The following is an 11,479-nucleotide window of genomic DNA, read 5'->3' as shown; positions in this document are numbered from 1 at the left end:
GATCCTGCAATTTGGATCAATTATCAGAATCCTGAAAAATCACTTATTATTGGAACAGACAAACAAGAAGAGACGGGCGGTTTATATGCCTATGATTTGAATGGTAAAATCGTAAAACAAATCGTTCCACTTAATCGTCCAAATAATGTAGATGTGATGTACGGTTTTCCTCTGAATGGAAAAAACATTGACATTGCAGTGCTTACCGAACGTGCAAACAATAAAATTAGAATTGTTTCGCTTCCAGATTTTAAATTGATTGACAATGGCGGAGTCGAAGTTTTCAAAGACGAAACATTACGAGACCCAATGGGAATTGCGCTCTACAAAAGCAAAAACAACAAGTTTTATGCAATCGTTGGTCGTAAAGACGGTGTAAGTGGCGAATACCTACATCAATATGCATTAGAAAACAAGAACGGAAAAATAGAAGCAACTTTAGTACGCAAATTTGGAAATTATTCGGGTAATAAAGAGATTGAAGCCATTGCAGTTGACGAAGAATTAGGCTTTATTTATTATGCTGACGAAACAGCAGGAATTAGAAAATATTATGCTGATCCAGAAAAAGGAAACGAAGAAATTGCATTTTTTGGGCAAAAAGATTTTAAACGCGACCACGAAGGAATTGCAATTTATAAAACCAATGCAACAGATGGCTATATCTTAATTTCGGATCAACAAGCAAATTATTTTAATGTATACAAACGACAAGGTGAAGCTTCAAATCCGAATGAACACAAATTGATTGCTAAAATCCCAGTTTCTACTATCGAATGTGACGGAGCTGATGCTATAAACTTCAATTTTGGAACTAAATTCCCAAAAGGTTTCTTTGTTGCTATGAGCAATGGAAAAACATTCCAAATCTATGATTGGCAAATAATTCAAAACGAAATTGATAAACAAGCAAAATAATTATACATTCACACATAAAAAATCCGAGCTCATAGCTCGGATTTTTTAGTTATATAGCAGCACCTTTTTTGTCAATATAACATCATTTGCACTTATATTTTTTTGTAAACAAAGCCAATCAAAACAAACTTTATGAAAATTTTCTACATATTTTCTACATAAAAACTTCTACTCCACTTCATCGAACAAACATCGAACAAACATCGAAGAACAAATATAGAATAGATATAAAACCATCGAAGAACTATCGAAGAATCATCGAAAAAACAAACACATAAAAACAGTACATAACTTATAATCAATTGATAATCAATTAATAGAAAAGACAAAAACAGATAACCAAGGAAAAAGAAAGAAAAATAAGGAAAAAACCTGACAATTAGAGAAATTTTAAGAAAATAGAATTTTTGTCAATATATATTGCTGAACTTTAGCATAATAACCCCTAAAAAAATAAAACAATGGGAAAAATTTATGATTCACTTTTAGCAGGCTCTTCAGGACGCACAGGGCGTATAGTTGTAGCAAATGTAAATGGTCACGAGATTTCAAGAATCAGACCTAAAAAAAGAACCAAAGCACCATCAGAAAAACAATTACTCGTTCAGCAAAGAATGAAACTTGCCATAGACTTTATGACCTCATACAGAGCCTATGCTTGCAAACACTATGGTTATCGTACAGGCATGCGATCTTCTTACAATCAAGCGTTTACCAACATCACAACAAACCTTGTAATAGACTATTCAACAGCCACTATAACACCAAATTACCAAAATATTTGTTTCTCCAAAGGTGCATTATTAGCCGCCATTCCATTATCTATTACTTTAGTATCAGCTGCAATGGTCGAGATAAACTGGCAGAACAATGCTTCACCCACATCAGACACAGCTACAGATATGTTGCAAATATTAGTAGCAGTAGAAAACGAAAACAATACATTTTTTATTGAAAATGCAACAGAACGAATGAACGAAACTTACACTTTAAGCCTATCCAACTTTCAAATAGGTAAAACCCTACACTTTTGGATTGCCTTCCGTTCACAAACAGAAGACCAAGTGTCAAACTCAGTTTATTTAGGTGCCATTAGTACTTAAAAACATATTCCTAAGGCTAAAATAATCTAATCATATTTAGCCTTAGGAATATTAAAGTTAAATGACCCACATAAAATTGTCAATCATTATACCTCTTCAAAATATCCAAAAACAATAAACTCCTCAAATAGTAGTTCTTAGAACCTAATCTAAAAAACTTAATCTCACCTTTTTTGCGACACCTATCCAGAGTCTTTTCAGATATACCAAACAATTCAGCAACCTCTTGATCCGTCATCAACTCATCTTTAGTCAATTTAAAATCCTTTGTACTATAACGTTCTACAAACTCCGCATAGATTTGCTGAAGTTCCAAAAATGTAAATTCTGTTTCCTTCATACTACAGCTTTTATAAAAACAATACACATTGGTAATTATTTAATAATGACTAATTTACAAATAAATAAAATATAATACCATATATTAAGCATTTAACTCACAAAGCTTGTTGTATAAATGAAGAAAATAGCCTCTCAAGAAGATAATAAGGCTGTAATCATCCAAGACTCTAAAATCACAAAATGAAAAGAATCTTTTTACATGAAAAATGCACAACTGAAATAAATTTAGTTAACCAAAAAAAAATCCTATTCGAAACAAATAGGATGTATTCTGCTAAATATTTTAATAAAATTACTTGTAGTTAATGAATTGCGAAGGATAATCTGTTTCAATAATATCTGGTCGAGAAATTAAATGCTGAATATAACCCCTTGCCCTTTCTATATCGGTTGGCAATTTATCCGTAGAAGGCGCAATGGCAATCATCACCATAACACCTTTTTTACGCAAATAAGCTATCATTTCTTTTTGTTCTTCTTTCACTTCCAAACCAATCCAAGCAATCATTCTATCATACGAAACATTTAGTTTCTCAAAACTTTCAACATCTTTCATCGAATGAAAAGGTTTCATAAACATTACATACTCAAGATGTTTTGCATAATAAGCAACCTCATCATCTTTTCGCAAACCTAAAACTACATTAGGATAAGGATTTTCTTTCAGAAATTTCACATAAGTTGCATACGGAACACCTTTATTATCCAATTGAAAAATAGTTTTTCCTTGACTCCAATCCAAAGCTTCTTTTAGTGTCGGAATTTTAAAATCAGTCAACTTTCCTTCCCTATCTTTTAATTTCGCATGTTTTATTTCAGCATAGGTATAATCTTTTACCTTTCCTTGCATATTTGTCGTACGATTCAAGGTATCATCGTGCATCAAAATAAGAACAGAATCTTTTGTAAGTTGAGGATCTATCTCAAAAAAAGAAGGCATAATAGACAAGGTTTTCTCAAAAGCCTCAATACTATTTTCAGGATAACCAGGCATCATACCTCCTCTATGTCCCGAAATAATAACAGGTTTATTTTCATCTTGTTCAAAATATGATTTCAACTCATCAAAACTCTTAATATCAACCGTATGCAACTGAGCATTAGCCACAGCAACTGTGGCTAAAACACTCAATAAACTAATTATTCTTTTCATAAAAATGATAATTAAAAACTATATCTAAATCCTATCTGAATTTGATAAGGACTAAACGCATAACTTGTTTTTCCTGTATTAGTATTTACATTATATACAAAATGCTTCTCTGTCGCATCAAAACTTTTAATTGAATAAATATTTTGCTTTCCAATACGAGGACCAACACCCCAATCTTTACTCAATAAATTCGCTACATTGAAAATATCAAAACCAACTTCAAATTTATGTTTCTCGACAATATTGAACTTCTTTGTTAAACGCAAATCAAACGTTCCAGCAAACCCATTAATACCTCCATTTCTTTCTGCTATTTTTCCAAAACTTTTGCGGATATAATCTTTTGTATGTTTTTCTACTTCTGGATTATCTAAAATTGCCTGAATTCCTTTCTTTAAATAATCTGGTGTTGATGCACTATTTGGATCATAGATATAAGCCAAATCATTCGAATTCACAAAATCTCCATTCATGTTACCATTCACTGCCAACGAATAACGAGTTCCTCCTATTCCACTAAAACGAATACCAGCAGTCATTCCCCAAAAAGTTGGTGATTGTCCATACACAACCAGTTTATGACGGAAATGTGTATCAGAATAATTCATTTTACTTAAATTTCGAGGATCTTCAGCAACCATCAAACTCAACGTCGCTGTATTCGCAACATTACCATTATAAGAAGTATTATCTTTCGAATCATTCCAAGTATATGAAACAGAAATCTGTCCATCCTTGAAATAACGATACGTACCATCTAACACAAATGCATATTGATCTTTTTTACCATCACTAATTAATTCTAAAACACGACCCAAGTCTTTCGTTTTACGTCCATTTACCCAATTGGCAGCTCCATTTGTAGGGTTTATTGTTGACGCTGGCACATAAACACCACGATTCGCCTCTTCTGCAATTCTAAAAAATGGTTCATCAACCATATTACGATCCACATACATATAGTTGTTACGCGCCCAGTTAGCATAAGCACTAATTCCTACACGCAAACGATCACTAAAAAAATGGTTATAAGAAGCATTTAACTTATACACCGTTGGCACTTTCGCATCTTTACTATTCGCATTTATTGTGATTAATTTTTCAATATTAGGATTATTGAACAAATCTTTTCCCGGAGCAGTATCAGGATTTTGTCTATAACCAATAAAATCTGGCGTTGGCACTAAAGCACCTTCAATATCTACCGCAGCAACCTTGGTCCCATCAAACAACATATTATTAATCATAGAATAAGGATTAAGTGAAGAACCAAAAATACCTCCACCAAATTTTACGAAATCTTTTCTATTTTGATTAACATCCCAAATCAATTGAAAACGAGGTTGAATTTGCCACGTATTAATCTTATTATCAGTTCTAACACCCAATTGTTTATCAGCAATTTCATTGTAGTTTGCACCATTCAAGTATTGCATATTCTCTACACGCAAACCAGCCATTAAGTCTAAACCAGGAGAAAGCTCTGTTTCCATTTGTCCATAAACCGCAGAACTTAGTTGATTAATAACTGTAGAAGGATCATCCGTCAATCTAATCTCTCTTGCATAACGATAAGGTGTCATGTTCTTAAAATTGTCCATACCAGTAAAATAAAAACGTCCGTTCATTTCACTACCATACACATTTACCATTCTGTAATACGAGAAATCTCCACCAAAAGTATATTTGATATTATTTCGGTTGATATAAATATTATTCACCAATTGCACAACATCTCCTTTAAACCATTCTGGAGAAAAGCGTTGTCCACCTAACTGAATATTTGTAAACTGATTTTTACCATTAATCGTAGAACTAATTCCTTCTACAATCGCACGCGGAATAGATGCAGTTGGTAATTCCTTTGATGCTAATACAGATTGGTTCTCTAAAAAATACTGAACTTTTAATTCATTTGTAATATCATCATTAATATCAGTTCTCAACGATAACATCAAACTATTATCAGTTTTCTTACGATCAATATACGATTCGTACATATTGATTGTTGTATTATCTCCTTCTGATAATAAATCTTTTTCATGTACAAAATTATTACGAAGCGTTAATAAATTTCTCGCATTAATCTGCCAATCTAAACGTAAAAATGCAGCATTTGTATCTTTATTCTTATTAAATGATCCAAACTGAGGATTATTCGAAACACCATATTTTTCACGCGCAATGCTCAAAAATTGATCTAAAGTAGATTGCGTTACATTAAATAAAGCTTCATCACTTTCATTATTAATATTTGCAATGAATAATGGACGTTTATCAACTTGTCTATCCCAAGCAACAAAAAAGTGCGCTTTATCTTTCTTAATTGGTCCTCCCAAAGAAAAACCATATTGATAAGTAGAGAACTCATTATCTCGTTTATTTCCACGAATATCATACGGACTCGAAAGCCAATCTGTACGACCATACAAAAATGCACTTCCTTGCATTTTATTCGTCCCAGACTTTGTAACAGTACTAATTGTTCCACCACCAGCACGCCCGTTTGTTACATCATATTCATTTGTTACCACTTTAAACTCACGAATCGCTTCCATCGAAATAGAATAAGAAGACGAAGTAGAACCTCCTGCAATAGTACCTCTATTAGACATTCCATCTATCGTATAATCAACAGACGAAGATAATTGACCACCAATACTTGTTCCATTGCTCAACGGAGATAAATCTATTAAAGAAGTGAAATTTCGTCCATTTACAGGTAAAGTTTGTAAATCTTTTGCCGATACAGAAGTAGACGCACCAACTTGTTTAATAGAACTTTTTAAAGTTTGCCCACTTACCATCACTTCATTCAATTCAGTCGTTCCATTTGTAAATTTGAACGGAACCCAAATTAAATCTCCTTGATTCAAACTATATCCTTCTAAGATCTCCTCACCATGTTCTTCCGAAATAATAGTAACTGTATAAGGAGAACCTAATGGCAACTGCTTTAAGTTATACTCTCCTTTTTCATTCGTTTTCGTAGAAGCTGTAAATCCTGTCGATTCATTTTTCACAACAATGGTTACATTGTGCAAATCCGAACCATTAGCATCAGTAATTTTTCCCGATATACCTGCTAAATCTCCCTGTGCATAAACTGCAGTAGTTGCTCCCATCACAAAAACAACTGCTGATAGTTGAAATAAATTAAGTTTCATGTATATGTTTTATTTGAAACCCAAAATTATTTTTTACCTCACAATATGGTGTTACTTAATAATTAAGAAAGCTTTAACTAAAAGTCATAAAAAAGGTAATAGTTACAAGAAATTTAAACGTTTAATAAACCTTAAGAATTTGGTTTTAAGATTTAAAAGAGTATTTAAAGAAAATAATATGTTAAAAATCCGAGCATTCGCTCGGATTTAATTATACGATTATAGCTTTTTTTCGTGTAGATTTCTTCATTCTATACATAACGTAAATAATTACAGATAATAGAAATGAAAAAATAAAGTATCGGATTGCTAACCCATTTTGAGTATCAACTTTACCAGTACTTGAGATAATAAAACTTGTAAGCGAAGTAATAATATACGTCATTCCTCCCATCAAACCACCAGCAACACCAGCATTTTTAGGAAAAGCCATCATATTTGAAGTAAAGAATGATGTGAATAAAATTCCCGAACAAATATGAATGAAAAACGCAAAGAATAATAAAACAAATAGATTTTGAACAAAGAAACCTGCGATAATCAAAAGAGAAATCAAAACTAATTGTACAATAATAGGTAAAGCTATACTTTCTTTAAAGTCAAGATGCATTCTTTTCTTTCCTACAAATCCGCCAATCATCCACGAAAAACCTAAAATTAAAGTTGAATAACCAATCACTACAGAATTAAAATGATAGGTATTTTCAATTAAAAACGGACCAATAATATTGAAAATCATTACAATAGAATAAGCAACAGCCTGTATCATAATTCCAACTATAAATAATTGATTTCTAAGCATCATTCTATAAGTATCAATAACGTTTTTCAAATTCAATTTAATCTTTTCAACAATACTTTCCCCACTAAAAATCAATTCAAAAATTAAAATTAAAGCAGCGTAAATAGCTAAAAAATAAAAATTCGCATGCCAATTGAACAACTTTTCTAAATATCCACCTAAAAATGGAGCCAAAATAGGTCCGCATGACCAAACAATCGTGAAATAACCTAAATAATGTTTCGCCTTTTCTGGTGTATGAATATCAATAAAAAGTGCTCGAGTTGCAATAACAATAATCGCAACTGAAATTCCTTGAATAATTCGAAGAAAACAAATCAACAAAATGCTATCTGTACTCGCGATAACTAAACTTGTGATTAATACGACAAATAATGCTACAATTTTTGGATAATATCGTCCAATTGCATCCAAAATACTTCCAATAAACAATTGAGATAAACCATAACTCAATAAAAAACAAGTCAGAGTTAATTGAATACTACTTTCTGGAACTATCAACGATTTTGCCATCGACGGAAATGACGGCAAATAGATATCTGTTACAAATCCCGAAATTGGAATCGAAAAGAAACCAAGTATACTTATAATTTTTTTCCTTTTTTCTGATGCTTCTCTCAACATAAATCATTTTTTACTATGCAAAAGTAAAATGAATGTGAAATTGAGGAATTAAAAAAGACAAATAAAAAATTACAAAAATCAAATAAATTAATTTTCTTGTTTAAATTTTAATGGAGAAGTTAAAGTATGTTTTTTAAAAAAATTATTAAAATGAGCAGGTTCCTCAAAACCTAATGTATAACCAACTTGCGCAATATCCCAATCAGTATACAACAACAGGTTTTTAGCTTCTTCAACTATTTTCTGTTTAATAATTTGTGTCGTTGTTTGTTTTGTTACAGATTTCACAGATGAGTTGAGATGATTTACATGAATATTTAATTTCGTTGCAAAATCAGCGGGTGTTTTCAAAATAAGTGGATGAGCAGGTGAATCTAGTGGAAATTGTTTATTTAATAATTCATCAAACTTCTTATACAATCTCACATTTGATGGCAATTCAACCGCATGTATTTCATCAACTTTTTGTTCTAAAACATAATGAAAAATAGCAGATAAATGATTACGAATACTAAAATATCTCAATTGATAATTGGATTGATTAAGACGATACATTTCCTGAAAATAAGACAAAATCAAAGGCAATTGTTCATCAGAAATCTCAATAAAAGGAGAACTCCAATCTTTAAACAAAGATGTTTTTTTGAAGACATCAAACTCTTTATTTTCAGAAAAAAATTGTTGATTGAATAAACAAAAATAACCTTCTTGCAAACTCGATTTACATTCCCAAGTATAAGAAATATGCGGAGATGGAAGAAATAAAACCGGTTTAGAAATATATCTTTCATTATTTCCATATTTAAAAATTCCTTCACCAATCAACAAACTGATTTTGTAATAATCTCGCCGACTATATGGACTTTTAAAACTACAATATTTACGCAAAGAAATATTAAAATGCGCTTTATCGTGTTCAAAGTTAGCAGAATTCATCAATTCGGCTTGTTCTAAACTAATTTTATTATAATAATCTGCAATAGTTTCTAATTCTTGACTCATCTTTATTCTTACAAAATTCAAATAAACGACATTTTAGAATAATTATATGTTAAAAACTACATTAATCATAATATTACCTATTGTGCATTTTGATAATTTTAGCAATTAAACCGTCAATTCGAGTAAAATTCTTTTAGAATTTTTATTCATTTCATTTCTTCAAATCACTCGAACTGACAAATTTTTATTCAAAATACACAGTGGATTAAGTATTATAAAATTTCATTAACTTTAATCACATTCAAAACTCAATAAAATGCCTTGGAATCCCGAAAGATATAATCAATTCAAAAATATTCGTTATCAACCTTTTTATGATTTAGCGGATTTAATTTCTACTAATAATTTGAAAAATTGCATAGATGTAGGTTGTGGAACTGGCGAACAAACAGCAATTCTCGCTAATAAATTTGAACATGCTAATTTTTTAGGAATTGATTCTTCTAAGGAAATGCTCGAAAAGTCAAAAGAATTTGATTTAGCCAATCTTACATTTCAACAACAAACAATTGAAGGTTTTGCAAATTCTAATACAAATTGGGATTTAATTTTTAGTAATGCAGCGTTACAATGGTCGGATAATCATGAAGAATTGTTTCCTAAATTAATCTCAAAACTGAATGTTAATGGACAATTTGCAGTGCAAATGCCTTGTCAAAAAGATAATGTATTGAATGTTATTTTGAGTGATTTAGCACGAGAAAAACCTTTTACAGATTTTCTGAATAATTTTCATCGAGATTCACCTATGTTAACGATAGATGATTATGCGAAAATCATGTTTGATAATGGATTGAAGGATTTGAACATCAGCATGAAAGTTTATCCAATTTACGGAAATGACGAAACAGAATTTTATAATTTCATTTCTGGTTCTGCCTTGATTCCTTATATGGAACGTTTAACGACTGAACAACAAGAATTATTTACGACAGAATTTAAAACGAGAATTAAGAAATATTATAAGACTTTTCCTGCAATTTATTCCTTTAAGAGAATATTGTTATATGGAAGAAAAAGTTAAACAAAAGAGAATCAATTATGATTCTCTTTTGTTTATTAAAATTTAATCTAAATCGTCTAATACAGATTTTAAGATATCACAACCTTTTATAATATCTTCATCCGAAATATTAATTGGCGGTGTAATTCGTAAATTCTCGATGCTATACATCAAAAAGAAAAGAATCAAGCCTCTATTCATACATTCTTGCTGAACGCGCAACGTATATTCTGGAGAAGATAACTCAGGAGCTAACATCAAGCCTTTTCCGTGAATTTTCTTAATTTTTGGATGCTGAAGATTTTCTCTGAATAATTGTTCTTTACGATCAATATCATCCATTAATTTCTCTTCTTCTATAACATTTAGTAATTCTAAAGCTGCAGCTGCAATCACAGGATTTCCTCCGAAAGTCGTAATATGTCCCAATTGAGGATTTTGCTTAAGAGAACTCATAATTTTATCAGAAGTCATAAACGCACCAACAGGTAAACCACTTGCCATACCTTTTCCCATTGCCACAATATCTGGCACAACACCAAAATGCTCGAAACCAAACAATTTCCCTGTACGTCCAAATCCTGGCTGAATTTCGTCCATAATCAATAATGCACCAACTTCTTCGCAACGCTTTTTCAACTTGATAAAGAAATCATTTTCTGGTAATCTAAAACCAGAAGCACCACGAATACTTTCTACAATAACACCAGCCGTTTCTTTGGTAATTTTTTGTAAATCTTCTTCGTTATTAAAATCGATGAAATAAACTTCTGGTAACAATGGTCGGAAAGCAGCTTTCTTACGTTCATCACCCGAAACACTTAATGAACCATGTGTGTTCCCATGATAGGCATTACGAAAAGAAATCAATTGACGACGACCTGTAAAACGTTTCGCTAATTTAAGCGAAGCTTCAATCGCTTCTGTTCCAGAATTCACCAAATAAACTTGATCCAATCCTTCTGGTGTTAAATCAACCAATCGCTTGCATAATTCGACTGGTTTTTCTTGCGCATATTCACCATAAACAGCGACATGCATATATTTGTTTACCTGATCTATAATCGCTTGATTGATACGTGGATGGCTATGTCCAAGTGTATTCACCGAAACGCCAGCCACAAAATCAAGATAGGCTCTTCCATCCTTTCCATAGATATAAGAGCCCTTTGCGTAATCGACTTCAAAACCAGATGCAAAATTTGTTGTTTGCGCCTGATATTTGAAAAATCCTTCTTTTAATGTTCCCATTTTATTTTAATAAAAAAAGCACAGCTGCACCGCCCATTGCATACGCTGCAACAGTAAGAGAATCTGATTTACCTTTCGAAAATTTTCTTATTTTGAACGATGAAATATCATTTT

At 31.5% G+C, this 11,479-nt stretch carries 9 protein-coding genes; 3 read left to right on the top strand and 6 right to left on the bottom strand.

The window, feature by feature from the left end; genetic code table 11:
* Window positions 1–918: phytase (locus tag B2X73_RS14495; protein ID WP_291096815.1), on the top strand; the 918-nt coding region annotated here is incomplete at its 5' end.
* 461 nt (window positions 919–1,379) lie between these two features.
* Window positions 1,380–2,021 carry a DUF6266 family protein gene (locus B2X73_RS14490; protein WP_125349470.1) on the top strand — a complete coding sequence of 214 codons (642 nt, stop codon included), beginning with the start codon at window positions 1,380–1,382 and terminating at the stop codon, window positions 2,019–2,021.
* Window positions 2,022–2,100: 79 nt separating this feature from the next.
* Here the strand turns inward: B2X73_RS14490 and B2X73_RS14485 are convergent, their stop codons facing one another.
* From B2X73_RS14485 to B2X73_RS14465, 5 genes are all read right to left on the bottom strand, one after another.
* Window positions 2,101–2,361, bottom strand: a complete 261-nt coding sequence (locus B2X73_RS14485; protein ID WP_125349469.1) for a helix-turn-helix domain-containing protein — start codon at window positions 2,359–2,361, stop codon at window positions 2,101–2,103.
* Between the two features lie 294 nt (window positions 2,362–2,655).
* A complete protein-coding gene (locus B2X73_RS14480) occupies window positions 2,656–3,516 on the bottom strand; it encodes a glycerophosphodiester phosphodiesterase family protein (protein ID WP_291048451.1) in 861 nt (286 codons plus the stop codon).
* A gap of 11 nt (window positions 3,517–3,527) precedes the next feature.
* Window positions 3,528–6,683: a TonB-dependent receptor gene (locus B2X73_RS14475; protein WP_291096813.1), complete on the bottom strand. Its 3,156-nt coding sequence runs from the start codon at window positions 6,681–6,683 to the stop codon at window positions 3,528–3,530.
* A 211-nt stretch (window positions 6,684–6,894) separates the two neighbouring features.
* On the bottom strand, window positions 6,895–8,109 hold the full coding sequence (locus B2X73_RS14470; protein WP_291078598.1) for an MFS transporter: 1,215 nt from the start codon (window positions 8,107–8,109) through the stop codon (window positions 6,895–6,897).
* Window positions 8,110–8,196: 87 nt separating this feature from the next.
* The gene (locus B2X73_RS14465) at window positions 8,197–9,111 is read right to left on the bottom strand and encodes a helix-turn-helix domain-containing protein (protein ID WP_125349466.1); all 915 of its coding nucleotides are present in this window, start codon (window positions 9,109–9,111) and stop codon (window positions 8,197–8,199) included.
* 256 nt (window positions 9,112–9,367) lie between these two features.
* Here B2X73_RS14465 and B2X73_RS14460 point away from each other — a divergent pair, with 256 nt between their 5' ends.
* A complete protein-coding gene (locus tag B2X73_RS14460) occupies window positions 9,368–10,135 on the top strand; it encodes a methyltransferase domain-containing protein (protein ID WP_125349465.1) in 768 nt (255 codons plus the stop codon).
* A gap of 42 nt (window positions 10,136–10,177) precedes the next feature.
* Here the strand turns inward: B2X73_RS14460 and B2X73_RS14455 are convergent, their stop codons facing one another.
* The gene (locus tag B2X73_RS14455; protein ID WP_221856827.1) at window positions 10,178–11,365 is read right to left on the bottom strand and encodes an aspartate aminotransferase family protein; all 1,188 of its coding nucleotides are present in this window, start codon (window positions 11,363–11,365) and stop codon (window positions 10,178–10,180) included.
* Between the last annotated feature and the right edge of the window lie 114 nt (window positions 11,366–11,479).

This window comes from Empedobacter sp. UBA7252, assembly GCF_002472765.1.
Lineage (GTDB): Bacteria > Bacteroidota > Bacteroidia > Flavobacteriales > Weeksellaceae > Empedobacter > Empedobacter falsenii_B.
This window is presented reverse-complemented; position numbering and strand designations above follow the sequence as displayed.

What these genes read in the sequence shown, in the direction of transcription:
- B2X73_RS14455 (WP_221856827.1), bottom strand. Translation starts at nt 11,365, where the DNA reads ATGGGAACATTAAAAGAAGGATTTTTCAAATATCAGGCGCAAACAACA.
- B2X73_RS14490 (WP_125349470.1), top strand. Translation starts at nt 1,380, where the DNA reads ATGGGAAAAATTTATGATTCACTTTTAGCAGGCTCTTCAGGACGCACA.
- B2X73_RS14475 (WP_291096813.1), bottom strand. Translation starts at nt 6,683, where the DNA reads ATGAAACTTAATTTATTTCAACTATCAGCAGTTGTTTTTGTGATGGGA.
- B2X73_RS14485 (WP_125349469.1), bottom strand. Translation starts at nt 2,361, where the DNA reads ATGAAGGAAACAGAATTTACATTTTTGGAACTTCAGCAAATCTATGCG.
- B2X73_RS14465 (WP_125349466.1), bottom strand. Translation starts at nt 9,111, where the DNA reads ATGAGTCAAGAATTAGAAACTATTGCAGATTATTATAATAAAATTAGT.
- B2X73_RS14460 (WP_125349465.1), top strand. Translation starts at nt 9,368, where the DNA reads ATGCCTTGGAATCCCGAAAGATATAATCAATTCAAAAATATTCGTTAT.
- B2X73_RS14470 (WP_291078598.1), bottom strand. Translation starts at nt 8,109, where the DNA reads ATGTTGAGAGAAGCATCAGAAAAAAGGAAAAAAATTATAAGTATACTT.
- B2X73_RS14480 (WP_291048451.1), bottom strand. Translation starts at nt 3,516, where the DNA reads ATGAAAAGAATAATTAGTTTATTGAGTGTTTTAGCCACAGTTGCTGTG.